The sequence below is a fragment of the Leptolyngbya sp. ST-U4 genome (assembly GCF_039962215.1).
Lineage (GTDB): Bacteria > Cyanobacteriota > Cyanobacteriia > Elainellales > Elainellaceae > Leptolyngbya_A.
Genome location: NZ_JAMPKZ010000005.1, coordinates 223,320 through 249,521, shown reverse-complemented (window position 1 = coordinate 249,521; position 26,202 = coordinate 223,320). Strand labels below are relative to the sequence as shown.

The 26,202-nt window shown below is 50.2% G+C and carries 15 protein-coding genes; 7 read left to right on the top strand and 8 right to left on the bottom strand.

Translation table 11 applies throughout. From position 1 onward, the window contains the following. Positions 1 to 24 precede the first annotated feature (24 nt). Complete coding sequence (locus NDA02_RS11545; protein WP_348254994.1) at positions 25 to 2,451, top strand: hypothetical protein; 2,427 nt, start codon at positions 25 to 27, stop codon at positions 2,449 to 2,451. Between the two features lie 52 nt (positions 2,452 to 2,503). Here NDA02_RS11545 and NDA02_RS11540 read toward each other — a convergent pair whose 3' ends face one another. From NDA02_RS11540 to NDA02_RS11530, 3 genes are all read right to left on the bottom strand, one after another. Then, positions 2,504 to 4,681: a glycosyltransferase family 2 protein gene (locus NDA02_RS11540; protein WP_348254993.1), complete on the bottom strand. Its 2,178-nt coding sequence runs from the start codon at positions 4,679 to 4,681 to the stop codon at positions 2,504 to 2,506. Positions 4,682 to 4,822: 141 nt separating this feature from the next. Then, complete coding sequence (locus tag NDA02_RS11535; RefSeq protein ID WP_190791630.1) at positions 4,823 to 7,891, bottom strand: glycosyltransferase; 3,069 nt, start codon at positions 7,889 to 7,891, stop codon at positions 4,823 to 4,825. A 133-nt stretch (positions 7,892 to 8,024) separates the two neighbouring features. Beyond that, complete coding sequence (locus NDA02_RS11530; RefSeq protein ID WP_190791629.1) at positions 8,025 to 9,143, bottom strand: methyltransferase domain-containing protein; 1,119 nt, start codon at positions 9,141 to 9,143, stop codon at positions 8,025 to 8,027. 215 nt (positions 9,144 to 9,358) lie between these two features. On the opposite strand from NDA02_RS11530, the gene NDA02_RS11525 reads away from it, so the two are divergent. Both NDA02_RS11525 and NDA02_RS11520 read left to right on the top strand, forming a co-directional pair. Further along, a complete protein-coding gene (locus tag NDA02_RS11525) occupies positions 9,359 to 11,743 on the top strand; it encodes a glycosyltransferase (protein ID WP_348254992.1) in 2,385 nt (794 codons plus the stop codon). A gap of 286 nt (positions 11,744 to 12,029) precedes the next feature. After that, complete coding sequence (locus tag NDA02_RS11520; protein ID WP_190791626.1) at positions 12,030 to 12,977, top strand: glycosyltransferase family 2 protein; 948 nt, start codon at positions 12,030 to 12,032, stop codon at positions 12,975 to 12,977. An 82-nt stretch (positions 12,978 to 13,059) separates the two neighbouring features. Here the strand turns inward: NDA02_RS11520 and NDA02_RS11515 are convergent, their stop codons facing one another. Next, on the bottom strand, positions 13,060 to 15,978 hold the full coding sequence (locus tag NDA02_RS11515; protein WP_348254991.1) for a glycerol-3-phosphate acyltransferase: 2,919 nt from the start codon (positions 15,976 to 15,978) through the stop codon (positions 13,060 to 13,062). Between the two features lie 264 nt (positions 15,979 to 16,242). Between NDA02_RS11515 and def the strand changes: the two genes are divergently transcribed. From def to NDA02_RS11500, 3 genes are all read left to right on the top strand, one after another. Continuing rightward, positions 16,243 to 16,806: a peptide deformylase gene (gene def, locus NDA02_RS11510; RefSeq protein ID WP_190790127.1), complete on the top strand. Its 564-nt coding sequence runs from the start codon at positions 16,243 to 16,245 to the stop codon at positions 16,804 to 16,806. A gap of 126 nt (positions 16,807 to 16,932) precedes the next feature. Continuing rightward, complete coding sequence (locus tag NDA02_RS11505; RefSeq protein WP_190790126.1) at positions 16,933 to 17,127, top strand: hypothetical protein; 195 nt, start codon at positions 16,933 to 16,935, stop codon at positions 17,125 to 17,127. Between the two features lie 95 nt (positions 17,128 to 17,222). Continuing rightward, entirely contained in the window at positions 17,223 to 18,581 is a 1,359-nt protein-coding gene (locus NDA02_RS11500; RefSeq protein ID WP_190790125.1) for a PrsW family glutamic-type intramembrane protease, read from the top strand. Positions 18,582 to 18,761: 180 nt separating this feature from the next. Here the strand turns inward: NDA02_RS11500 and NDA02_RS11495 are convergent, their stop codons facing one another. The 4 genes from NDA02_RS11495 to NDA02_RS11480 form a co-directional block, all read right to left on the bottom strand. Further along, positions 18,762 to 19,364, bottom strand: a complete 603-nt coding sequence (locus tag NDA02_RS11495; RefSeq protein WP_190790124.1) for a hypothetical protein — start codon at positions 19,362 to 19,364, stop codon at positions 18,762 to 18,764. A 276-nt stretch (positions 19,365 to 19,640) separates the two neighbouring features. Then, the gene (locus tag NDA02_RS11490) at positions 19,641 to 21,272 is read right to left on the bottom strand and encodes a CHAT domain-containing protein (protein ID WP_190790123.1); all 1,632 of its coding nucleotides are present in this window, start codon (positions 21,270 to 21,272) and stop codon (positions 19,641 to 19,643) included. A gap of 158 nt (positions 21,273 to 21,430) precedes the next feature. Then, entirely contained in the window at positions 21,431 to 24,025 is a 2,595-nt protein-coding gene (locus tag NDA02_RS11485) for a protein phosphatase 2C domain-containing protein (RefSeq protein WP_190790122.1), read from the bottom strand. A gap of 664 nt (positions 24,026 to 24,689) precedes the next feature. After that, entirely contained in the window at positions 24,690 to 25,052 is a 363-nt protein-coding gene (locus tag NDA02_RS11480) for an NAD(P)H-quinone oxidoreductase subunit M (RefSeq protein WP_190790121.1), read from the bottom strand. A 211-nt stretch (positions 25,053 to 25,263) separates the two neighbouring features. Between NDA02_RS11480 and NDA02_RS11475 the strand changes: the two genes are divergently transcribed. After that, positions 25,264 to 26,163, top strand: coding sequence for a DUF4230 domain-containing protein (locus NDA02_RS11475; RefSeq protein ID WP_190790120.1), 900 nt, complete (start codon positions 25,264 to 25,266; stop codon positions 26,161 to 26,163). The last annotated feature ends 39 nt before the right edge of the window (positions 26,164 to 26,202 follow it).

Here is a 26,202-nt window from a genome sequence, read left to right as displayed (position 1 = left end):
GTTCTTCGTGAGGTAAGCTCCCTAATGCGACTCAAACAAAATCTGTTCAATTCACCTGTTAGAAGAACTGCGCTACTGGTTTTGTTGGCGGCTCTATTCAGTCTGCTTTTAGTACCTGGTGTACCAGCAGTAAACACAGGATTAGACCCATCCTGGCAATTTGCGCTGACCAAAGCGCACGTGGAGCGAATGATATGGGGCAAGGATGTCATTTTTACCTTCGGTCCTTTTGGCTATCTCTTCTTTGGTAGCCTGATCAAGGAAAATTTTTTTGAAATGCAAATTGCACTGTATTTGCTGCGCTTTGCATGGCTCTTTCTATCCCTTCAGTTTATTCTTAAGCTCGAAAAGCTGCCGCTTCAGCTATTTGGTACATTTGCGCTGATTCTTTTTCCAACTCTCTTGAGTTCGCAAGGTATAGGCTCGATCGAAATAGACTTTATTCTGATTATCCTGCTCATCACGATCGACATCGCAGACATTACTTCAGAAAAGGAAATTCCTGGCACTAGAAAAAATAAACTCTATGTCTACGGAGTTGCCTCCGCCTTCATGCTGATGGTAAAGCTCAACTTTGGGCTGCTCTCGATGGCTTGTCCTTTGATTGCTATTATTATTAGCTCATTCTTTAAGTGGAGAAGTAGTGGCTACCCAATCGACAGCGTTTTGAAGTCGTTCGCGGTGCTGAACTGGTTTCTGTTTGGATTTCTAGCAGGCTGCATTGCTTTTCTCAATGCTTCAATTAACGATCCTTTTCTAGCAATTTTAGTTGCCCTCATTCCTGCAATTTTCCTATTTCTATTCAGTTTTTTTTCACGCAAAGATTCTTCGCACAGAAATCCTTCGCACAATAATTCGATTACCAATAGGCTAAAATCTTACTTTCACTCTAATCTTCAGTTTTCAAAATTCCAGTTTCCGAACGTTCAGTCTCCCATTTTTGTATTCCTGATTGTTCTATGCTCTGTTATTAGCATCATTGCGTTTCAATCGAATGTTAGAAATTTTATAATTGGCTCTTTACAAATTACGTCTGGTTACAGCCAGTCAATGACTGTAATTGGTCCAGTAGGTGAGCTTCAGGCTGGATGTTTTCTACTTCAAATCATTGCTTCTCTTGCATTAGTTGCCTTATTTGTTAATCCTGAGAGTGCTGCTGTTGTCATTCCTGTCTGTCTTTTTAGTCTAATGAGCTTTAAGCATGGTTTTATCAGACATGATGGACATATACTAGCCTTTGCAACCAGTGCCCCAATCTATATTTTCTTTTTAAGTTGCTTCACCTTCAAAAGGTTTAACCGATCGTTACTAATCGTTTGGAAATTTTTGTGCTATTTCCTGTTCGCACTGGCTATTACTTTTCTGATTGCGCTAGGGGTGCCCAACAGTAGCTTTACCCAATACTACAAGCTCAATCTTCAAAACACTTTTCTCCTATTTAGCCCTGAGCGTATTGCTGTGCAGGCTCAATACCTCTTCAATCCTAAAGTAGCTGAGGAGAAAATTCTTGGACAGGAGGTTATAACGCTTGCAAAATCAAAACTTTCTCCTGTGAGTCTTGCCGCTAACCTACGGAATAAATCAGTCGATATCTTACCCTGGTCTGCGTCGATTGTCGCAGCAAATGACTTACGGAATTGGCAACCTGCTCCAATTTTTCAGGCATACGCTGCCTACACGCGCTGGCTTGATGAGAAGAATCTTGCGTCCTATCAGGCAAATCCTCGATCGCGCATTGTCTACAGCTTTAGATCAATTGATGGACGACATCCCTACTTTGATCAGCCCCGGACAACGCTTTTTCTCATCTGCAACTATCAACCCACCAGCAGATCACAGCGTCAAGAAGAAACCGTTGAAGATTTGGGGGAGATCGAAATTTTAAGACCGATACAAACTCCTATCTGTTCAATAGACGCAGCCCAGCCTGTTGGACAGTTGACTGAAATTGCGTGGGAAAAACCAATTGATTTGAACAACGTTAGAGCAACTTATCAAAACGAAGTAGGCAATATTTTACTTGCGAAGATAGATGTTCAATATTCGTTGTTTGGCAAGATCTACAGCAAGCTTTTCAGAACACCGCCGATCGAGCTTCGTGCCCGCTACAATCCGAATCTGGAGGTCAGGTATCGCCTTGTTCCTGACACTGCAAAGGCAGGTATTATTGTTGGTAGCCTACCCCTTAATTTGAAATCAAGCATGAGGGATTTTATGGGCTATGAAAGCGAAGACAAAGTCCAAGAGATTTATTTCGCTTCATCTCATCTGAGCGTGTTTAAGCCGACAATTTCAGTTCAGTTTGAACGAATTAGAAAGCAGGCAGCACTTCCTCACGATTTTGATGCCCAGCAATATCTTGAACTGCACGAAGATGTTAAAGCGGCTGGCGTCGATCCAGCAGAGCATTTCAGAACCCGGGGCTTTTTTGAAAACAGAGCTTACAAATAATCCTGAAACTTTTAACCCAACCCGCTCTAACCCAAACCTGCTACAGCCAGGGTTAGTTTGTTCTGATACTGTAATCCTGTCGATCGATCGTCAAATTCGGGTTGTAGTGCGGGTCATGGGTCATCCATTTTTGCCATCGCTGCATCATGTGTTCAGCTTCCTGAAGGAATCGATCGCGCTTTTCGGGCGTGTCGTCGTGACCTCGACTTTGAGATTCGTAGTGATAGAGCTTTACATGGGGCAAATAGACATTGTGTAAGCCTTGCTTCATTAGCTTTAGACAGAGATCAATGTCGTTAAAAGAAACGGCTAAATCCTCATCGAAGCCCCCGATTGCCTCAAAATTTTCGCGTTTACACATCAGGCAGGCTCCAGTCACCGCCGAGTAATTCGTAATGCCAATCACCTGATTAAGATAGCCCGATGCGGTTGCCGAAAAATGTTTGTGGCTGTGTCCAGAGTAAGCGCAGATTCCTAAAACCACCCCTGCATGTTGAATGGTGTCATCCGGGTAAAGCAATAAGGCTCCCACCGCCCCGATCGATCGCCTTTGCGCCTGTTCTACCATTGCCGTCATCCAGTTTGGCGTGATGACTTCAATATCGTTATTCAGAAACAGTAAATATTTGCCCTTTGCTTGCTGAACTGCAAAATTGTTGAGTTTTGAATAGTTGAAAGGAATTTCTAATCGGTGACACTGAAAGCGATCGAATTGAGCCTGCCATTTTTGAATTAGAGCAGCCGTTTCAGGCTCTACGCTATTGTGATCAACTAGAATGACTTCGTAATTTGGATAAGTGGTCTTCTCAAAAATAGAAGTTAAGCAGCGATCGAGCAAATCTGCTTTATCTTTAGTGGGAACAATTACGCTAACTAAATCGTGTTCCTTAATCTGATAGCGCACAATATAGTTACCGGGAGAACCTTCGATCGGCAATAATTTTCCGGGTTCACCTCTGCGCTCTAAGGCTTCAGCCAAAGCGCGATCGGATGCATCGTAGGCGTAGGGTTTCGCAGCAGCAGATTGGGCAGTCGATTGAGGATGAATTCGCCAGTGATAGAGAATTTTGGGGATGTGGAAGATGTTCTGCGTCTTTTCGCTGAGTCGTAGCACTAAATCATAATCCTGGCTGCCTTCATAGCCAATCCGAAATCCGCCAATTTGACTCACAATCGATCGACGATATGCCCCTAAATGGCAGGTGTACATTCGTGATAGAAAACTATCAGGACTCCAATCGGGTTTGAAGTAGGGTTCTGAAAATTGTCCCTGCTCGTCGATTTTGTCTTCATCTGAATAAATTATGTCGGCTTTAGGATAGCGATTTAGCAGCAGCGCAATTTCAAACAAAGCATCCGGCGACAGCAAATCGTCGTGGTCTAACAGCGCGATAAATTCTCCAGTCGCAAGCTCCAAAGCCGAATTCGAGCAAGCAGAAATATGACCATTTTCTGAGCGAAAGGTGACTTTAATTCGCCGATTGATCGCTGTGTATTCTTCCAGAATCGATCGCACCTGCGGCTCAATTGAAGCATCATCTGCAATACACAGTTCCCAATGGGGATAAACCTGCGCCAAGACCGAATCGATCGCTAATCGCAAGTAGGATTCGGGAGTATTGTAAACAGGCATCAAGACGCTAATTAATGGCTTCGCAGGTAAAATTTCCGCCATTTGCCCCATTCGTTCTAAATCGGCAGGCCTGGGGCTATTCGCGTTGCGCCAGCGATCGTAGGGCGTTTCTTGAGGAATCCCTTTGGCAATTTCTAATTCAATCTGTTCGATGGAGGGAAGTTCTGGTGTCCAGACTAGGCTTTCCTTGCCGCCGAGCTTTTGCCGAATTTGTAGCCATTGAGTGCGAATCTGCCAAAACTTGCTCGACTCCATCGCCTCCAGCCGACCCCGATACTGATCTCGTTCAGCAGTGGCAATTTGACAATCCCGGCTGATCTGCCGCAACTGGGTTTGCAGGCGATCGATCTGCTGCTGAAACCGCTCAGAGTTTGCCTCAGCCTGTTGAAGTCGCCAGTAAGAATCGCCTAGAAATTTCCGTGCGGGGATGGTTTGCTCTAGCTGACGGAGCTGTTGCTTGAGCTGTTCGAGCTGCTGAAGAACTGCTTCTAATCGATTGCTATTCTCTTTAGTATCTATTGAATTTAGTGATTGCAGTTGGGTTTCAAGTTGCCCAATTAGATGAAAGATTATCTGTAAATTATGGTTGTTTTGCATTTACTTTGCATTCACAAAAATCTTTCAGGCTAACTTAGCAGTAATCAACTCAATTGCAGCTTTTATTCATTTGTCGTAACCCAGCAGTATTTGATGTGAAACTATTTTCTCGACGTAGCCGAAATGTGCTAGCTTTCATCCTCATTGCATTTCTCGAATTCGATAGTCACAATGCTGCCGCGTTAGGTGTGGGTTATAGCAAGGATCATGCTCATAGAACTCTTGCCACTTTTGCTTCATATACTCACATTCCTTCAGAAATCTTGCTTTTTTTTCTGGCAGGTCTTCACTTCCCCGACTTTTCGATTCGTAGTGATATAGCTCTGCTTGAGCACAACACACGTTCCGATAGCCCTGCATCATAAATCTGAGGCAAAGATCAACGTCATTAAATGCAACTGCCAAGTCTTCGTTGAACCCGCCGACAGATTCAAACACCTCACGCTTGCACATCAAACAAGCCCCGGTGACAGCGGAATAATTGTTATCTGACAAAAGCAGCCCAAAATAACCAGGCGAGTTGGCAGGATAACGAGTAAAAGGATGACCTGCAAATGCAGCTAAGCCAACAATGACCCCCGCATGTTGAACGGTATTATCCGGGTAGAGCAGGAATGCACCTACTGCACCAATCGACGATCGCTGTGCCTGCCCGACCATAATTTCAAGCCAGTCTGGAGTAATGACTTCCGTGTCGTTATTTAGAAACAAGAAATACTCTCCATTGGCTTTGCTAACGCCATAGTTATTGAGTTTGGAGTAATTGAAGGGAATTCCCAACATATAGCATCGCAAGCGACCGGGTTCACGGTTTAGCCACTCACCAATTACTTTTTCAGTATAAGGTTCAGTACTGCCGTTATTGATTAGGACAACTTCAAAATTCGGGTAAGTAGTCTTGGTAAAAATCGATTCTAGACATTGATTCAGCACATACCCTAAATCCTTGGTAGGGATAATAATGCTGACCAAACCAGGCTGTTTTACCTCATACCGAACGCTAAAGTGTCCTAAGTAATCGGGGACATCTTCAATCGTTCCCGGCTCACCGCGTCGCTGCAAAGCTTCGGTGAGAGCTTTTTTAGCCGCAATATACGCGTAGGGCTTTGCCTCAGTACCGCTTGCAGCAGATTGCTCGTGAATGCGCCAGTGATAGAGAATTTTCGCAATGTGAAAGACTTTATTGGTTTTTTCAGTGAAGCGGAGCACTAGATCATAGTCCTGGCTGCCTTCATAGCCTGCCCGAAAACCACCAATCTCGCTGATAATCGAGCGCCGATAAACTCCTAGGTGGCAGGTGTACATCCGGCCCAGGAACGTATCGGGCGACCAATCCGGCTTGAAATAGGGGTCGCGTCGATTGCCCTGCTCGTCAATCTTGTCTTCATCCGAATAGACCATGTCGGCTTCAGGGTGCTGATTCAGCAGGAATGCGACTTCAAATAGGGCTTCGGGTGCAAGCGTATCATCGTGATCGAGCAGGGCAATATATTCGCCTGTCGCCAGTTCCAGAGCCGAGTTTGAACAGCGCGAGATATGCCCGTTTTCTTCCCGGAAGACCACCTTAATCCGATCGTCCTTCTCGGCATATTCCTTCAGAACATCCTTCACATGAGGGTCGGGAGAGGCATCGTCTGCTAAGCATAGTTCCCAGTGGGGATAGAGCTGGGCAATGACAGATTCGATCGCCTCCCGCAAAAATTCTTCTGGGGTGTTGTAGACCGGAACCACAATGCTGATTAGCGGCTTATATGCCAGCACAGAGGCAATCTGCTTCATTCGTTTCAGCTCTTCTGCCTGGGGAGTATGCTTCTGCATCCACCGCTCATAGGGCGTCAACACGGGTGCAACGCTCAATTCCGCAACGGCAGACTTGACCGGAACCGGCTTGATTTCCTGAGGCTGAACGCGCGCTTGCGACAGCTTAGGTAGATTTTGCGTTACCTTAAATGGGGAAATATCTTCAGCCCCCAGCCTCAAGACTTTCTTGAAGCGGAACCAGTTCATACGAAACTGCCAGAACTTGCTAGTTTCCATTGCGCTGATCCGATCCTGCGCCCGCAAAACTTCGATCTCTCTCGTTTCCAGTCCCTTTCGCAGAGATTGAATTCGCTTCTGCTTTTGGTCGAGCTGACTTTGAGCATGATGCAGCTCAATCTGGATATGTTCAGCGTGCGATCGAGCTTCTTCTAATGCCGTTTGCGTTCGCTCTAGTTCTTGCTGAACACTTTTATATTGCTGTTTCGTTTGCTCAACCTGCTCATGCAACTGCTCAACCTGCTCATGCAACTGCTCAATCTGAGTCTGGGACTGCTCAACCTGCTCATGCAACTGCTCAATCTGAGTCTGGGACTGCTCAATCTGCGATTGATGCACCTGCACGAGTTCGGCTTGTTTTGCATCCAAATCCCGCTTTGCCTGTTTTAGCTCATCCTGAAGGTGCTTATGCTGATCGAGCAATCGATAATATCTCGACTGAAGGGCTAGGTGTTCTCCCTGCGGTGTGAGCGGGAAAGCTTTCAGTACAAACTGAAGCGTATTCGCGTCTTCCTCCTGTTCGATCGCCTGCACCAGTTCAGACGGAAAATCATTTCGGTTCACTTTAGGAACCAAATTACTTCCCTCAAAAACAGGAATGATAGTTCGGCGCACTTCATCAACGGTATAGCCCGACTCTTCAAACAGTTCAACAACCGTTTCGTAAGTGAAAAACCTCAGATGAGTATTGTCGAGTAATCCCAATGGTTCATATTGGAATTTGCCGCTCAGTAACGCTAATCTCACTGCGCCGTGCGCGACATTAGGAATTGAGGCAACCACAAATCCATTTTCCGTCAGAATATTACGGACTTCTCGTAGCACATCCCAAGGATTACGGAGATGTTCTAAAACATCACCAAAAATTGCGACATCAAATTTTTCATTAGGTAGGATCTCTAGCAGCGTTGTGTAGTCTAAGTCAGCGACAATAACTCTTTCACAATACTGCTCCGCTATCTTGGCGGCATCTGCATTGATTTCCAGTCCTGTTACTTGACATCCTCTTGCATTGAGTAAGCGAGCTAGATAACCTGTGGCACAACCAAAATCAATAACTTTCCGATTTTCTCCAACAAGCTGAGCCGTTTTGACCAAACTATTATTCTCTCCCAATTCTGCCTCAGATAAATTAGGCATTGCAGGGTAGTCTTTTTGCCAGTGATGTCTCATGAGTTACGGAAGGGTTACAGATAAGTTTTATGCAGTGCTATGGAGAATCAGAAAATTAAACTTGATTAAGCAAAATATCGAACCGCTCTTACCTTCTAAGAACAAGTTGATATTTTCCTCTTAACAGCGATCTTCAGCGAGCATTCGATCCAGTTTCGTTTAAGCCAAGCAACTGCTTCAATTTAAGCCACTGCGATCGCAGTTTCCAAAACTTGCTGGTTTTCATTGCCTTAATTTGATTTTCGGAGTCTTCCAGCTTTATTTTCAAGTTTTTAACCCTTTTCCGTAAACGCTGGATTGTCTCCTGATGTTCCCCGATTCGCAGATGAGCGAGTTTACTCATTTCACGTTCAGATTCCAGTTCAACCAGCAGGGATTGAACGCGTTCATCCTCCAGTATTGATTGGGGTTCCAAAGGTGCAATTTGCGGTCGATCGCGATCAATAGTCGGCAAACTTTCAAGCTGAATTGCTTTGCGATCGTCTGGATGCTTGGTTAAGTCCATTGCTTCCAGGCTGATGTAAAACTCCAGCCCTGTCGTGTCGTAATACTCAGCAACTTTGAAATCAACTAAGTTAATATCAATCAGTGTTCGCAGCAGTTGAAAAAAGGTGCGGGGAGTGAAGACCCAGCAGTGAACATCATGATACTGATTGTCGATTGAAGCTTGATACGCCACCTCCCATGCTTGCCTATCCGTGTACAAACGGGTTAGTTCGCTGGCTTCGACCTCGTGGCTCCAACCAAGTTGCCCTTGCCAGAAGGCAACCTGCGACAAGTGTTCAAAAATCTGTCTAGGAGTTGGTTTACGGTTGCCCTGCAAATAAGCTTCAACAACCTGGGCAGGCTCAGTTGGTTGACGAAAATAATCGAAACAGTAGCGTTTATCGGGAATTGCTAGCGTCAGGATGCCGCCCGGTTTCAGAACTGCATGAATTTCTTTAAGCCAGCCAATCAAATCCGGCACATGCTCAATGACATGCGACGCGACCACATAGTCAAACGGAGCTTCGTCCCCCGCCAGCTGAGGCAGTTGCTTTTCACCCCAAACGTAATCCACCTTGACAATTTGATCAATGTCAACATTCGAGTCCTCAGCATACTTCTGCTTGAGTTCTTCGGTCGATGCATGATCGACATAGCGGATTTTGCCCATTTGGCAAGTAACAATCGGTCGATTCAAGGGACCAATCTCAAGCCCAAGCTGAGTAGCTGGATCGATCGCAGACAGGATTTTCTCTTCTCGGGTCATCATATGCCGCTACAGAAGGGACGATGCTGGAGTTTCAGCGGATTATGCAGAGATAGTACCACGCCGATCGATACCTTTACGAAAGATGAAGTAAGCCAGACGATTCAAGCTGCTTTTCCGCTAAAACGTTCACTTTGCACCGCTCAGGCTGCTGAAGCAGGCAATTGACCAATCAAGTGATTAAATGGGAAATTGGCGACCAGTGAGGCAGAGCAATGGCATTTCCGATCGACGATTTGTACTGGCTGCAAGTGCGTGATTTTCTTCAGCAGCACGCTCAGCCCCTCGATGCCATCCTTGCACCCGGTGAGTTTTTTGAGCCGTTTCCAGGAACCTATCCCTACAGCGTTTCTCCTGCCCTATCGCTAGAGCAGCTTGCGTTTGCGGTCATTCATAAAGGACAAATCACCGAGATTTATGCGCCCTTGGGAGCCGAAATTGTCCACAAATTTCATCCGGTGTACGCGAATGCCGTATTTGTCGTCTACGCCCGAGCGCCCATTACCGAATTCCTTGCCACGGATGAGAACGATCTGAAAGCGTTATTTGAACGGATGGATGCCGTCGATCGCTTTTATGACTTGGAGGGCAACATTCAGCCTGCGGCGGCAGTAGTGCTTACCCACAACAGACCCGATGCCCTCGATCGGTCGCTGCCCCAAGTCCTGGCGTTAAACATTCCCGTAGTGGTGGTGGATAACGGCTCAGAGGGGGAGAAGGCAGCGCAAAACCAAGCCCTTGCCGATCGCCATCAGGTACAACTCCTGAAGCTTCCCCAGTTTCGTCCAGCCGCCGCGCTCAGTGCAGGAGTTAGCTACTGGCTCAACGATCCGTCGATTCGCTGGATTTCTTGCTTTCAGGACACAGCAGAAGTAAGACCAGAGACGATCGCGTTACTTCAGAAAGTGCAAGATCCACAAGAGCGTCCTTTGCTAGTAGGTGACGATGATCCGGATCATGCGACAGTACGATCAGACAGCGTTAATGGCATTCCGGTGAAGCTGAAGCTTTCTAGTTCTGGGGTTCACTTTCATGCCCATCGAGATTACTGGGCATCGCTGCTACCAATTCCTGTCTCGACCCCGCCCGGAGACGAAGAGGAAACCCTGACTGCAACGGATGAGAATGGCTGGATTACCACCTGGTCGCCTCGGTCGATCGTTAAGCGGGGAGGCTATGTGGTCTGTGTGCCCGGATTGGTGAATGCTTCGGAATCAACCACGCTCACCGTTCAGCCCAGAAGCCAGCCCAAAAGTCAGCCGAAAATTCAACCGATCGCGGAATCCCATGCAGATGACTCCAACAGTTTAGCGGGAGTCCGAGTGCTGATCGACGGCTATAACCTACAGCTTACTAAGGGGACGGGCATTAAAACCTATGGACTTAGCCTGATCCAGGCCCTCACCGAACTGGGAGCCGAAATTGATGTGTTGCTAAGCCGCAGTGCCTATAAAAAGAATGCGGTGCTGGATGAAGTGTATTTCTTTGACAATCAAGACAAAGATCGAAATTTGTTGTTTGTTCTAAAGGGATTGCTCAAGAGCTTATCAGGACCACTTTATCGAGCCAGACGACGCGACACCAGCAGTAATTTAGTGGTGAAGCGAGGGCAATACAGCGATGATTTTTTGAAATATGCCGCTTCATTTAACTTGCCGCAGTGCTACGACCTGGCAAATGTTTTATACAAGAAACTGAAGATTAGTACACAAATTACCGTGCCTGAGAAAATCGATATTTGGCACGCGACTTATCCACTGCCCATTCAGGTACGAGGCGCAAAGAAAATCACCACGATTCACGACCTGATTCCGCTGCGTTTACCTTATGCCACGCTGGATGACAAAGAGAGTTTTTATTACAAAACTGAAGCTGCGCTAAAGGAATCTGCCGCGATTATTGCCGTTTCAGAGCATACTAAACAGGACATCTTGACTTACTTTGAGGTCGATCCCGATCGCATTATTGTCACCTATCAGCCGATCGCTCTCAAACCCTTAGACGATGGCGACACCGATGAAGAAGTCGAGTTTTTCTTGCAGCAATATGGCTTAGAACCGCAGAATTATTTGCTATTTGTTGGGGCGATCGAACCGAAGAAAAATGTAGGTCGCCTGCTTGATGCCTACGCCACGCTAGACACCGAAATGCCTCTGATTATTGCAGGCAAAAAAGGCTGGCTTTGGGAAGAAGAACTAGGCAAGACCGCTTATTTATTTGACCAGAAGCGATCGAAAAAACAGGTGAGGCTCTTAGAATACGTCTCGACCAACGCGCTGCGCTACCTGTATCGGGGAGCCTACTGCTTTGTTTTTCCTTCGCTTTATGAAGGCTTTGGCTTGCCGCCCGTAGAAGCAATGACTTTTGGCTGCCCGGTGATTACCTCAAACGCTTCTTGTCTACCAGAAGTATGCGGCAACGCTGCGCTGTACGTAGATCCGTATGACGTGAAAGATATTCGTCGGAAGCTGGAGCAGGTTTTGAGCGATCGACCTTTACGCGATCGTCTGGCAAAAGCCGGACAGCAGAATTCCCGTAACTTCAGCATGGAAAAGTACGTGCAGCGATTACACCAGGCGTATCGAACAGCCCTAGGGTAGCAAAAGATACCAAGATGTGCGATTACTGCATAAGTACCTGATTCCTTCATGAATTGATTAGCAAGCAATAAAGCAACCGTAAATTTGCTGGCCCTGAGCCGATTTCGGGTTTACGTTTGCCTTATAACCTTAATAATTCCCTAAACCAAAAAATGATTTGGTTTTGTCAGGAGCACAGCGTTTCCCTTCTGACGAAATTGGAATGAAACAATTTAGAGCATATTTGCATTACTCACCGTAAAGCATTACTCACTGTAAAAAACGTATAAACTCAGTTGATTGTCCTATGACTACTCAAAGCCCTGGCTCACCGCTTCTTAGCTTTGCCTTGCCGGTTCGTAACGGCGAACAGCTTCTACCCAGGTTACTTGATTCTCTACTGGCACAAGACTTTCAAAACTTTGAAATTGTGATCAGTGATAATGATTCGACTGATGCGACAGCCGATATTTGCCAGCGTTATGCTCAGAAAGATGATCGCATTCGCTACTTCCGAAACCCAAAAGATATTGGCATCTTAGGGAACTTCAATCGTCTCATTGATTTGAGCCGGGGCAAATATATTCGCTGGATTGGTTGGGATGACTGGCTTGAACCCAACTATGCCAAACTCTGCATTGAAACACTGGAATCTCGACCCGATGCGATCGCCGTAACAACAAACCAGGATTTCTTTGACGAAGACGGAACGAGAGACTTCCTCGAATATCAAGGACGGCGGCTCGATTTTCCTGCTGCCGTTAAGCGATACGAAAGAGTACTGTGGTTCTTAAATTCTGATTACCGTCTCTTTGATCCTATCTACAGCATGATTCGGCGCGATGTACTCCAAAAAATTGGTGGGCATCGATTAGATATCTTGGCTGCGGATCAAGTCTTAGCCGTTGAGATGAGCTTAGCTGGACCTTTTGTTCACCTTCCAATTTGTCTCGCCCATCGCGGCAAATTCCATTTCAAAACGCCTTTTGATGAATTCTTGGAGAAGTGCTATCAGAATCAAGCCGCTCAGGTGAAAAAACAGGGCTACCTGGATGTTATGGCGGCATTCTGGGCAGCGGTGGAAAAATCGTCGCTTAGTCCTTGGGAAAAGTTTTTGTGTCTGTTTCCATTCACTCGCCGCTTTCTCATTAGCACCTGGAATTACCTGAACTATCGAGTTCGCAAACTCTTGCATCCGGTCAAGCAATTGATTAGGAGCCTGCTGCGAACTCCCTCAACCAGATCAGTCGTTTAACTCGTCGTTGAGTCAGTTCTTTAGCAGAAGGATTGAGTGACAATAGACTGCTCTAGTCGTGGAATTTTTAACCAGATTATCGCTAGTCTAAAATTTCTACTGTGCCTTGCTGCCCATCAACTCGCACCTGCTGTCCGTTCTGAAATCGCTGTGTCGCATGGCTGACATTCATTACTGCGGGAATGCCGTATTCTCGCGCTACGATCGCCCCATGAGATAGCTGCCCGCCCGTTTCGGCAATCAGTCCGCCTGCTCTTGCTAAAAGCGGTGCCCAGCCCGAATCTGTATAGGGAACGACCAGAATTGTCGATCGATCGATCGGCGGCAGATTGCGCCAGTCCTGCAACACTAATACGGTTCCTTCTGCGCGTCCGGCACTGGCTCCAATGCCTTGAAGCGTCTGAGCGGTTGTCCTGTCGCCCCAGGTGGGCTGGAATTGCGGCAGGGGTGGATCGTTGCCGTAGACCAGCAGGGGTGGAGTAAGCTGCCGATCGCGCTCAAGCTGGGCTTTGCGATCAGCAATTTGGCGCGGCAGTTGAGCGGTGAACGGGGCATCCTGGATCGATCGCCGGATTTCCTCGAACGTGAGAAAGAAAATATCGCCCGGTTGCTCTAGCCATTTTTGGGGGAGCCATTGCTGCTCTAACGCGACAAAGCTCCAGCGCAGTTCCGCCAGCAGCTTGCTATACACTTCTGTCACTCGTCCTTTCAAATCAATTCGTGGCTGGACTTTCCGCAGCTTTCCGGTTGCAGGTTTGCTGGGTTGGGTGGAGAAATTTGCGAAAGGCTGCTGTACCAAAGCAGCAAGCAGCTCGCGCACCGGGTGGGGGTCTTCTCTCCAGGTCGGCACAGCGATATCAGTTCCGACTTCGCTGAGGTAACCGTATTCGTTGAGCAGGCGCTCGAATTCCGCCAGGATGGGCTGTCCTTCCGGCAGAGTGGATAAGTGAGCAAACAGGGTTTCGCTGTCAGTCGGTAGGGTTGTGAGCAGCGGACGAGTCCGATCGGCAAGGGACTGAAGCGATCGCAGAGATGCGGTTTCGGGCGTCAAACGGTTATCCAGAGCTGCCGGATCAACTTTAAAAATTGCCTGCCGCAGAGCCGCACTCAGGGGCGCAAAAATGCTGTAGTAGGTGGCACGTCGCAACAGATTGAGGATGCGATCGATCCGATCGAGCAGTGCTTCAGGGCTCAGTTCGTTTACGGATTGCTGATCCAGTGCCGTCAATCCGGGCTGAAACTGCTGCTGCCAGTCGCGCTGAAAGTCTTGCTCAAGCTGAAACTCGCGTTTTGCCAGTCGCCCCAGCCCGGGCAAATTTTGCAGCGTGGAGGCGATCGGTGGTTTGCTAAATTTTGCCCCTCGCGTCAGAAATTCTAGACTTTCCGGCGGCAACCCCATTCGCAGAAAGATTTCGCCCAGTAAAGAAGCATTGAAATAGGCAGCGGAATTGTGCAGGGTGGCGGTTTCGGTGAAATCTAATCCTTTCGCTCGGTTGCCCAGGACGATCGTAAAAATCTCGCCCCACACGCCGCAGGTCAACGGCTGATTAATCGACCAGGTGAGCGGACGAATAAAGCCAGGAATCACTTCAGCCGCAATTTTGCGCGTCCAGAGGGGAATCAGCGTTGTGATCGGACGTGCCTGCAACAGCCAGAGTTGCTGACCGTCAAATGTCCACTCGATATCCTGTGGAATCCCATGAAAGCGGGCTTCGAGATGCCTTGCGAGATAAGCCACCTGCTGAATCAGTCGGGGTGGCACGTCTCCTTCGCCCGTCATGTTGAGCTTGACTTCCTCCGGCAACTGCCAGCTTTGGGGTGACTTTCCGATCGGGCTTTCCCCATCCCCAAGCCAAACGCGATATTGCTCCGGCGTTACCTGACCCGACACGATTTGATCCGCCCCGCCCGGCAACGCCTCAATCACGATCGCATCTCCCTGACGTGCCACCGGATCGCGACTAAATGCCACCCCTGAAAACACGCCCCGGATCTGCTGCTGCACAATGATCGCCATGCCACTTTCCGCAATCTCGCGATCGCCGCGGTACTGCACTGCACCGGGCAAACTGTAGGATGCCTGACAGCGCAAAATCGCCTCCTCTAGCGCTGCCCGACTGGTGACATTCGCGATCGACTCATACTGTCCTGCCGCCGATGCCGTTGCTGTATCTTCGCCAATGGCAGACGATCGCACGATCACAGGCTGTTCGGGACTGGGTTCGATCGAATTGATCAATGGAGCCGAATCATCTCCCGCAGGCAGCACCCAGCCGATCGGAATCGGATAGCCCCAGCGATGAAGCTGAGCCAGCGTTGCCGCCTTTTGTCCCACTTGCTGAGCATCAAGCGACTGGGAAAGAGAAAGCAGGGCACGGTTGCCGCGAAAAAACCGAAACATAGGCTGAGCTTCCGAATGAGCAGTATCCGCAGACAAATCTAGATCATCGGGCATCTGCTGATAAATCCAGGCAATGATCAAAGCCAACAGCACTGTCGCTGCAATTCGTCCGCGATCTTGAGAATGGCGCAAAATCGCAATAATCACCAGCCACACCAGCGCACTCAGCCGCCCGGTTTTCTTCTCCCGAAACAGCGTGAAGCTAATGCCGCTTAGCAAAAATATCAGCCCAGCAGCGATCGGATCATGCACAACCCAGCCCCAGGTTACATTGGTCGTTCCTGCCCCGCGCCCAATCCCATAACGCCCAATCACCAGCGCAATCAGCGCAACCACTTCCCAAGCAGGACTATTGGGAAAACAAATCCGCGCGAGCAAAACCGCCAGAATGCCCTTCAACGCCTCAGAACCAACCGCCAGAATGCCCGCCGACTTTCCGCCATGATAAAACGCCGCCGAAACGCTCACATTTCCCGTCCCCAGGCGATCGAGCCGCTGCCCCGTCATCCCCCAGACAATCCAGCGAATCAACGGCAACCCGCCTAAAATCGGACAGACAACCAGAATCAGCAATACACCCAAAAACGGCGACAGCAGCATGAACGGTAAGCAAATTGAAGCGATCGTCTTTTATTCTATCGGCGTGCTTTGCTTTAGTTCACAAGCAGAAAAATCCTTCTCCCAACCAATCAAACCCCGTCAATCAACATCCCCCAGCACTTCCCACCCTATCCCCTCATCCCCCACCGACCCACCCCCTTCACCCCGTACCCCAAAATCCCCCCTACCGCCAAAACCCGTGATTCACTAAGATAGAAAGAAATAGCGACTAAGATTTACATTCATCCCGCCAGGCACGAGGTCATGACAGCTCAAATTCCAGTTGAGAAGAAGAAATTAGACAAAGCCCCCCTTTCGCTGCGCTATATGGGCGATCGTGTCCTGCGGCAGCCTACCAAGCGGTTTACCAAAATTGACGATGAAGTGCGGCGGCTAGCGCGCCAAATGCTGCAAACGATGTACACCGAAGACGGCATCGGGTTAGCTGCGCCTCAAGTTGGCATTAATAAGCAAATGATTGTGGTCGATCCCCAGCCGGATGAGGCAGCAAATCCGCCGATCGTCCTCATCAATCCGGTGATTATGGCTGAAAGCGATGATTTGTCCGTAATTCAGGAAGGCTGTCTTAGTATTCCCGGCGTGTTTATGGACGTGACTCGCTCGAAAGTCATCGAAGTGTCCTACAAAGACGACACCGGGCGACCCCAGAAACTGCGGGCAGACGGACTACTCGCGCGAGTCATTCTCCATGAGATTGACCACCTGAATGGCATTTTGTTTGTTGATCGAGTTGACAATGCGATCGCCATGAACCAGGAACTCGTGAAGCACGGCTTTTCCGTCAAAGATGTGCGGCGGATTAAATAGCCTGGTGAGCGTTTCACTCCAGCAATTCTAAATTGAACGAACTGGCGGCGGAAAGTGATTTCATGCCGCCCCTTTTTGTATAAGAATATTAAAATTTGCACTGATTCATAAAAGGTAGGATCTCGAGTGACTCCAAAAAGTGGTGTGCTGTTAGCAGGTTCCTGTGTGGCGGCGATCGCAGCCGTTGGTTCAGTCTTTGAACTCTCTTCTGGAATGCCTCAGCTTGGAACTGTGACAACCAGCATTATTTTGACGTTTGCTGTGCCGCTCACCGCAATTTTCTTTGTAGCGGCAGTGCAGGATGCTAGAGCCAATCAGTAGAACCAAATTTAAACAGCAAACAAGAAGCAAATATAATCAGCCAATCAATCGCGTGAGCGGCTAGCCGGATTTATCCACCCTGTCCCATTTCCAGCATGACTGGATCTCGCCCTGCTTCGGCTTTCCTTCGACAAGTTCATCCTCTGGATCAAACCAGTTCACCAATCATCTTTGTTTTGGTGACTCCTTCGAGTGTGCTGATCGGGCGAGACCCACGCTGCCAAATTGTGCTGGACTCTCAAATCTACGGTGGCGTGTCGCGTCAGCACGTTCGGATTTGCCCCTCTGCGTTTTCGCCCTCTGGCTGGGAAATTTGCGACCTCAATAGCGCAAACGGAACCTACATCAACGGGCAACGGCTTCAGGGATGCCGCTTTCTACGGGATGGCGATCGCATTACGCTGGCAAAAGATGGAGTGCAATTTCTATTTGCGCTACCGCTAGTCGAAGGAAAATCTCCCGACGGAAAATTAGCCCTGCCGACTCTACCCTCGTCGTCCTCAGCCGGAGTACCGCCTCCCGTACCAGATACCGTGACGATGAGCCAGCTTTTTCCGATTCTTTCGACCGGACAAGACTTGCGCCACAAGGCATATCTCATCCCCGGCGTGATGACCGTTGCCTTTGTGGTGCTGATGTTTGTGTCGATCGGTCAGTCTGGGCTGTTTAATTTGCTGCTAGCCGCCTACATTGCGGGCATCGCCTACTTTTTTGTCTATCAGCTCTGTGGCAAACAAAAGCCCTGGTGGGTGCTGCTAGGTGCTGCTCTAACCAGTACAATTCTGCTGCTTAGTCCGGTGCTGCCGCTCTTTTTATGGCTCTTTCGAGAGCTATTGCCAGGGCAAATTCCCCGTCCTGGAGAGGCAATCAGTCTACCGTTCGTTCTGATGAGAATGCTGTTTGGGGCAGGCTTAATGGAAGAGCTTTTGAAGGCACTCCCCGTTCTGATAGCACTCTGGCTAGGGACAAAGCTTCGATCGCCCTATCGCGAACAGATCGGCATCTGGGAACCGCTTGACGGCATCTTGCTGGGCACTGCCTCAGCCATTGGCTTTACGCTGCTGGAAACGCTGGGACAATACGTGCCAGGAATTATCAACGACGTGACGCTTCAGGCAGGGGCAGAATACGGTGAGCTAGTGGGGCTTCAGCTTCTGATTCCGCGACTGCTGGGGTCGATCGCCGGACACATGGCGTATAGCGGCTATTTGGGATACTTTATTGGCTTAAGCGTGTTAAAACCAACGCAACGCTGGCAGATTTTGGGAATTGGCTATCTCACTGCGGCAGGGCTGCACGCGCTCTGGAATGCTTCCGGCATGATTAATTTACTGGTGCTTGCCGTGGTTGGGGTGGTTTCTTATGCGTTTCTGGGGGCAGCGATTCTGAAAGCCAGGCTTCTTTCGCCCACTCGATCCCAGAATTTTGCAACTCGCTTTTTTCGATCGCGTTAAAGGAACTCCAGCCTGCTAAGGGAATTCGGAATTCGGAAGTCGAAATTCGGAATTCCGCAGCTATCAAAGGTCAGTGGGTTTCGTATCGTTTATCAAACAACGTGACAGGTGAATCAAGGCGACCCAGTAAAAGCCTTAGCACAATTGAGAATTCTAGATTTCGCAATTACGAATTCCAAATTATTTTTCGCTAGCTTCTGCGATCACACACCGGGCAGCGGCAAGGGCAACTCTGGCTTGCTCAATGCTCGAAAGCTGTTCCCAGGTAACCTGTTCCAGTGTCCGCACTGAGGTTTCCAGCACTTCGCCATCCTGGCCGCTCCGCATCGCAAAGGCATAAGGACGGGCAAGCACCTGCAAATCTTCTTCTGCCCAGGCAGGTAAACACTGTTGAACACACTGCACAAGCTGATCCGCCAGACTATCGCCAGAGGAAACAACCTGACGAGCATGGCTGGTGATATTGTTCATGAGCTGTTGCGGCATTTGGGCGGTGAGTTGCTGAAGCAGACCTGCAAAGCGGGAAACCTGCGTCGTTTGAGGTGCAGTTGCCCAGAGTTGATCGATCGTCGCGCCCAAGCGTTGTCCGGCTTCGGTCAATTCTGACTCCGTAAAGCCTGCCTTGATCACTTCCTGCTCCAGCATTGCAAAATACGCTTCGGCTTCGGGCTGGGCAGGATTCCAGGGATAGCTCGCGGTTTCCTCCAGGATTAGCTCCAGAAGTTCAATTTCGGACTGAGGGCGAAGCGAGGATGCCAGGGAAGGATTGTGATCTTGGTTCATAGGTCTGCTCCTAAAGACAACTGAATGAAAACTCTGTACGTTATCGTTTTCGTTACATAGGGCTACAGCAGCGAGTCAGCCAGTTCCGCAAGTGGACTGAAAAGTTTTTAGAAAAAAACAGTCCTTCCTCTGGGCGAGACTGCGATCGCCGATCGGGTGAGGAGGACAATCAAGGAATTGGACAATTCAGCCGGAACAAATAAAGCCATTTCTGGTGTCTCTGGTCGAGTGTCTTGTGTGGGCGTTTTAGGGCAGTCTGCTACCTGAACCGATTCCTCAATCATCAATCACAAACTCTAACGCCTGACTGCGCGGATTACCAAATTTGAGCTGAGTTCGCGATCGGAGGGGAATTTCTTCGTGATGCACTTTGCGCCAGCCGTCTCCATTATTCAAAATCCAAGTACCGTAGCGCGATCGATCGCGCAGCAGATAAATGGGTTCCTCTTCCTCGTCAGACGAATTGCGGCAAAAGATTTCTGCGTGTTCACGGGAAACGCCAATGTGCTGCAAAACGACATCGTTGCCTTCGCCCCGCCCTACGCGCATCATGCCGCCCCGCAACGACCAAGTTTGATTGGGAGCTACCACCGATCGCAGATACGCCTGCGGAACCTGACGACCGAGCCAGCTTGCTGTCTGGTCAGGAATTTCGGTGACGCCTTCGGTAAACGGACGAATCAGCTCGCCGTTAAACTCTGGGTGCATATAGAGAATCGGCAGCGTCCAGGCAGGATGGTTGAACTTAAACAGCATCAACAGATGTTGACGGGCGATCGCCACCGCTTCGTCAATCGGCGATCGGTGTGCCAGGGCTTGGGCAAATGCCTGAATAAAGTTCAACGCTTCCTGGTCGGTAATCGTGTCGCGCATTGCCAGCACCGCCGGAACGCCATGATGAATCAGCACTTCAGCCAAACTGCTGCGCGGAATGGTTTGCTGATTTCGCTGATCAGGCAATGCTCCCCAGCAGGCATTGAACACTGCCAGTTTGACTTGACAGCGCACCAGAACTTGCGCCAGCTCTGTACCGTTAATTGCCGCATCAGGACACAAAAACAGCAAGCCACCATCTGCTGCTGGCGCACCATGCCCCGAATAAAACAAAACGTTATAGCTGCCTGCCTCCAGCTCCTGAATTAGCTCGGCAGGGGTGGGCTGCACAAGCGTTTTGACCTGACAGGACGCTGTACCGCTGAAGGGATCAACTTCCGCAGCCGTTTCCAGCACTTTGGACAGTGCCGCCGCTTCTTGCTTCAGTGCCAGCTTTGCCTGCGGCATCAGGGAAGGGTCATAGTCGCCCACGTCCGAATCCTGCCCTAGCACCAGCAAAATTCTGAGGGACTGTTCCGATCGCAATAGCGGCAGGGGATCAACATCGCTCGTAGTGCGGCTAAACAAAAGCTGCTGGCTAAGCGACACTGCCTGTCGTCCTGGCTGGGGCTGCATGATCTCCCAGGGCAGCGAAATTAGGTTGGGATCGCGGATATCCAGCCGCAAGCGCAGCGGACGACTTTGCCCTCTGGCGATGCCCTGGCTCTGGTCAAAGCTGCTCTGAATCGAGCCGTCGAGCACCCATTGCCATAAACTGACTCCCAAGCTTTGCATCAGTCGGGCAGAATAGGGCGTTGCCTGACCTGCAGCGGGCGGGGCGGTGACTTCGGGAGTGAACTCCGGCAGCGACGGTAGATCAAAAAGCTGGGGCGTGTAGGGAAAATTGGACAGCGATCGAGACGGGAAAAAGTTTTGCCACGCTTGCCAAATTTCGGTCAGCGGCTGCGACCAGAGCCGATCGTGATGCACAAATCCCCCCGGATAGGGAGCTTGCCAAACCCAGATGGCAAAATGCTCAGGGTCGGCAGCCGTAGACCGGGCGATCGCTAGACTAAGGCAGGGGTTGTCAGGCATTGAAAAGGACGGAATTCAAGACCCAAATCGAAGACACACAACTTATCTTTACCAGTCTATCTGGTCTGGTCTGTTCCGTTGAAGCAGATTTCGGCATTCGTCAGCGGCGGTAAGGGTGCAGTGAAAACGGTGTCTCCTTTGTTCTGCCCGTTGAGTCTCTAGGGGCTGGGGCTAGCCTGGGGTTCCAGCGGAGGACAACTCGCCCGGTCAGTGGGCACATCGCGTGCGACGATCGGCAGCAAATCGGCTTCCCGGAGCCAGCCTTCCTGTCCGGGCTGCACTGGCGCAATTTTAGCCGCGATCTCCCCTGCAGGAGACTGCGAAGCTACCACAGACTGCTCAGCAGGCGGTGAAGCAGCAGACGGGGATTCAGCCGTTGGTGAACTGGTGGGCGGTGCCACGATCGGGACAGAGCAAACTCGCAGCTTCACCCACTGATCCTGCGCCGTTGCGCCCTGTTTGCTCAATACTTCCACAATGCTTCCGGCAGGAATAGAGCCGACTACCCCATCGGGAGAACTGCTTTGTGCCGCTTGCGACGATGAATTGTCTGGAGACACTTCCGGGTCTACAGGCAAAGGAGTGGGCGATGCGGTCGGCGAGGGAAGCAGCGACGGAACAGGTGCGGGAACGGTTGATGCGGCAGGGCGAGACTGCAAAATCAGCGCATTCGATGACGTTGCGGTTGGAGAGGCGGTTGGCGTTGGATCAGTTTCAGCAGGAAGGATCCGCAGCAGGGCATTGACATCTAGCGAAGTTGGGGCGATCGATGCAGAAGTCGAAGGTGCAGGCAGGAGTTCGCGGTTCACAGCCGCCTGACTGCCGCTTAGCTGCTTCTGACGAACGAGATATAAAGTGACAGCAAGCCCTGACAGAACCGAAATCAACAGCATCCAGGGCAGCCAGCGAAAGGAGGATGCTTTGCGAGGAATAATTCGGGTTTTTGCAGTGGCAGCAGCAGGCTCCGCGAGAGGGCGGGTTTGAGGCGAGGGAAAGAGCTGAACCGGAGCAGCAACCTGAGTTGGAGTACCCGATAAACCCGTTTCAACCAGGGAGGAGCGCTCGACTGAACGAGAGGTCGCACTTTCCCCCGAAAGAGCAAAGGGCAGGACGGCAGTGGGCTGTCTTCTGACAATTTGGCAGGAGAGCAAACCGACTGTCACATTGTCGTAGCCATTGCGAGTATTGCCGATATCGATTAGGTTCCGGGTAAGGGTGAGCAGATCGAGCTTGCCGGCCAGCACCGGGAGAATTTCTGTGTCCCAGATCTCTTCCACGCGATCGTTATCGCATAGCCCATCGGAGCAGAGCAGAAAAACGCTGTCTTCATCCAGCAAAAACCGTTGCACCGTGGGATAAAGCATCGACGAACCGACCATGCCCAACGCCTGCACCAGTGCCCCCGCGCTTGGCTGCTGAAGTGCCTGCCGATAGGTGCTGTAGCCCAACCGCACTTCCCGCGACGCAATATCGTCATCCACAGTAATTTGATGACAGCCCCAAGGCGTGACCCAGTAAGCGCGGCTATCTCCGAGATGGGCGATGTACAGTTCATGCTTGCGAACCAGTGCCATTACGATCGTCGTCCCCATGCGTTGGCGATCGAATCGCTGTTCGCTGTCGTTGCGCTGGCTGATTAAATCGTTGGCAAGACAGGCAGCCTTTTCAAGTTCGACCATCAAACTTGCGGAATCGAGCGTTTCAACCTGAAGCGACAAGACTCGCTGTGCGACAGCTTCGATCGCGAGGTGCGAAGCCACATCGCCCCCCTGATGCCCCCCAATGCCGTCACAAACGATGACCAGCGGCAAAGGCACATCCGACTGCTCAGTGCCGCTTGCGGGATAGCAAGCATCTTCATTGCGCGGGCGGGTTGGCCCCTGATCAGTGCGAGTGGCTATTTGAATCTGGTAGGTCTGCGACTGCACCACCTGAGCAATCGCCCAATCAAGCTGATCGACTAACTGCTCAGCATTCTGAATCCTGCCTTCAATCAGCTGTTGACAGAGCTGTTGGAGAAATCCCTGAATCTCCGATCGCGCTGTAGCAACCCAATCCAGCCAGCTTTGTCCTAACTGGGACAGCATCAACGGTGAGCGGCTGGTTTGAAGCTCCAAGAGTCGCAGTAGTCCGCCTTCGACGCGCAATCGTTCTGAATCCAAAACTGTTGCGGCGCACCTTTCCTCACTAAGCGGCTGCCAGAGCTGAGCGATTTGCCAGAGCCAGTGAAGCTGTCGAAAGGGCGTCGCCGATTGCCACATTTGCGGCAAGCTGGGAAAAAGCAGTACCTCAGAGTCGGACTGATTGGACTGCGGTAAATCAATTCCCCCTAGAGAGAACTGCGAAGCAGCCGATAAACTCTGTTCTGCAATGCTATCGGGTCGGTAGATCGGAGCCTGATCAAGCAGCAGCAGCGTATTTTCGGGGGTGTAGTGAGTCGTCTCTGACTCAAACTGAAGCCAGTCATAAATCTGCGGCACATGAAGCTGACAGGAAGACAGCCGCAAATAGGGCAGTAGCGGTTCGGGAACCTCACCATAGCTCATAGGTGGCAAGCCGGGCTTGCTATCCAGAAAGATGCGAGATCCCTTACACAAAAACCGATCGCTCAGCACATCTCCTGCCCGATACGCAGATGCCATTGCCCCAACTGCCCAGAGATAGCGACGAATCAAAGGAGTCCGGCACTTCTGGCAAAATCGATGGGTTTCTGGATTGGGGGTCTGACAGATCGGATTAGAGCAGTAGAGCATTGCTGCGGCAGGGTAAGAAAAGCCAGAAATTCAGCAGTCCTCTCAGGATAGCTTAGCCCCCTGCACGATTGACGAGTTTCAGGTGTTTTTTTAGCATTACTCAGAGCTTAGACCAGGGCATTCGCGATTTGCACAACGAATTTTCACAGTAGCCTGTCCCATACCTGTCCCTTAAGTGTGCAGACATAGACCAATGCAGATATAGACCAATATAGAAATGTGCAGATATAGCAGATTCGTTGCTGCGCCTATTCTTCCTAGTTCATCAAAATATCTGAGCATTCATCGCTTTGATTGCTCCAAACCGTCTCCCTAGCCCCCTTGAAAGGCTACTGTGTACCCCCTCCCGCCACCCCGGTTCAAATTGCTACCGCTTCCCCTTGCCTTCAATGTTGGAGGAAACCGAGCCTAATTGCGTGTGCAACCTAACTCGGTGTTCAAAATTCCCCGCGTAAGAATTTAAGGGGCTGCAAAACTGGAAACACGCACAAGAACCGCTAGTGAGGACACAGTAGCCGATCGTGGAGTGAAATCTAGCCCTCCTATTAAATCTAGACCTCCTATTGATTTGAGAGCCAGTGGTTTGAAAGTCCCCTGTTCACGAGAAATTTAGGGAGCAGCATAGGAGATTTGCAGCTTCAAACAAGCTCTACGGAAATGAGCACTATTTGATTGCGAGGTGATTGTCCGCCTCTTCGTCGGAGTAGCGTGGCAGTCCCAGACTAAAGTTTTTAACGCGGCTATTCAGGTTGTAGGACACTTTTCCCGCCATTAGCAGCGATCGAATAAAGTGTTCCAGGTCTGACCCAATCCGGCGCAGGTTATAGTTCGTTAAATCCTGACTTTCGTAAGCCGCAACCAAACTCTCGAACCGCTGATACACTTCCTGAAGGGCAGCGTCGTTCCATTCCAGTTCGTTATCTGGATCGATGTCCAGAGTCAGCTTGTCCTCCGACTCGACCAATCTGTCGTTCTCAACTTCAGCCGTAAAAATACGGACATGGCGGGTTGTACACTTAAGCAGCATAAAACTCAGTCCACAGGAATTTATAACGATATCTTACAGGGTAGCCGGAACGATCGCCGAATTGCCCTTGCCCTCGCCTCACTGATACCGAGTAAGAAGCATTTCCCGCAGCCGGACATTAGAATAGGCAAGGGTGTTTATCGCAACAACAACTTGAAGACTTCTACCCAAATTGAAGGCTACAAGACAGTTAAACCTTACCGAGAAAGTGATGCAGCGCGACGAGTCGCAAAATCAATCCCGGATCGAGCTTCCTGCTCAACCCCAAGTCCAATCCCAAGAGCAGTCGCAGAGCAAGCCGTACAAGCCCCGAAAGGGCAACTACTGGCAGCGTCAGCGACGATCATCCCTTCGGGGAACTGCGGAGCAACCGGGAAGCTGGGTAGACCTTCTGAAAAGTTTGTCGTTTCTAACTGCTAGCAGTTTGAGCCTGGTGACGGTGCTGTTGCTATTGAACATGGTGCGATCGGGGACTGGTTTTCTTGGCAAGATCTTTGGGGTGGTGACTGCGCCTCAGCCTGCTCCCCAGGTAGACGTGCGATCGGCGGTCGTGCAGCAGGTACGGGGCGTGAGCGAACTCACCACTGCCATATTTGTAATGGAAACGGTAGTTCCTACCAGCCGGGAGCGGACGATTAGTGGCTTGGTCGTCGGTAAAACTACGCTGCTTTATATCGGTTATGGGGAAGTGCGTGCCGGACTCGATCTCTCTTCCCTGACTGCCGATGCCGTGCAAACCCAAGGAGATAGCCTGCTGCTGCGCCTGCCGCCCCCCAGAATTCTCGATAGCAAAATTGATGTTAACCGGTCGAAGGTCTATGACTACGATCGCGGCTTCATGGGCATGGGACCCGACGTTGCCCCCGAACTGCAAGATCTTGCTCAGCGCAAAACCCTCGAACGACTGATTCAGTCTGCCTGTAGCCAGGGTTTACTCCAGACTGCAAACGATCGCGCTCGCCTCGCCATTAGCCAACTTTTATCGACAACCGGATATCGCCAGGTGACGATCGAGACGCAGCCGCCTACCGCTGATGCCTGCCCCCCGCCCGCGCCAGAGCTACCATCAGGAAACCCCGCTGAAAGCGCGCCAGCTATCCCGCCTTCTTAGAAATGCTTTGAAAATGCTTTAAGCGTCCGGTTCTGGCCC

What these genes read in the sequence shown, in the direction of transcription:
- NDA02_RS11535 (WP_190791630.1), bottom strand. Translation starts at nt 7,891, where the DNA reads ATGAGACATCACTGGCAAAAAGACTACCCTGCAATGCCTAATTTATCT.
- NDA02_RS11520 (WP_190791626.1), top strand. Translation starts at nt 12,030, where the DNA reads ATGACTACTCAAAGCCCTGGCTCACCGCTTCTTAGCTTTGCCTTGCCG.
- NDA02_RS11495 (WP_190790124.1), bottom strand. Translation starts at nt 19,364, where the DNA reads ATGAACCAAGATCACAATCCTTCCCTGGCATCCTCGCTTCGCCCTCAG.
- NDA02_RS11490 (WP_190790123.1), bottom strand. Translation starts at nt 21,272, where the DNA reads ATGCCTGACAACCCCTGCCTTAGTCTAGCGATCGCCCGGTCTACGGCT.
- NDA02_RS11525 (WP_348254992.1), top strand. Translation starts at nt 9,359, where the DNA reads ATGGCATTTCCGATCGACGATTTGTACTGGCTGCAAGTGCGTGATTTT.
- def (WP_190790127.1), top strand. Translation starts at nt 16,243, where the DNA reads ATGACAGCTCAAATTCCAGTTGAGAAGAAGAAATTAGACAAAGCCCCC.
- NDA02_RS11545 (WP_348254994.1), top strand. Translation starts at nt 25, where the DNA reads ATGCGACTCAAACAAAATCTGTTCAATTCACCTGTTAGAAGAACTGCG.
- NDA02_RS11475 (WP_190790120.1), top strand. Translation starts at nt 25,264, where the DNA reads ATGCAGCGCGACGAGTCGCAAAATCAATCCCGGATCGAGCTTCCTGCT.
- NDA02_RS11485 (WP_190790122.1), bottom strand. Translation starts at nt 24,025, where the DNA reads ATGCTCTACTGCTCTAATCCGATCTGTCAGACCCCCAATCCAGAAACC.
- NDA02_RS11515 (WP_348254991.1), bottom strand. Translation starts at nt 15,978, where the DNA reads ATGCTGCTGTCGCCGTTTTTGGGTGTATTGCTGATTCTGGTTGTCTGT.
- NDA02_RS11500 (WP_190790125.1), top strand. Translation starts at nt 17,223, where the DNA reads ATGACTGGATCTCGCCCTGCTTCGGCTTTCCTTCGACAAGTTCATCCT.
- NDA02_RS11480 (WP_190790121.1), bottom strand. Translation starts at nt 25,052, where the DNA reads ATGCTGCTTAAGTGTACAACCCGCCATGTCCGTATTTTTACGGCTGAA.
- NDA02_RS11540 (WP_348254993.1), bottom strand. Translation starts at nt 4,681, where the DNA reads ATGCAAAACAACCATAATTTACAGATAATCTTTCATCTAATTGGGCAA.
- NDA02_RS11530 (WP_190791629.1), bottom strand. Translation starts at nt 9,143, where the DNA reads ATGACCCGAGAAGAGAAAATCCTGTCTGCGATCGATCCAGCTACTCAG.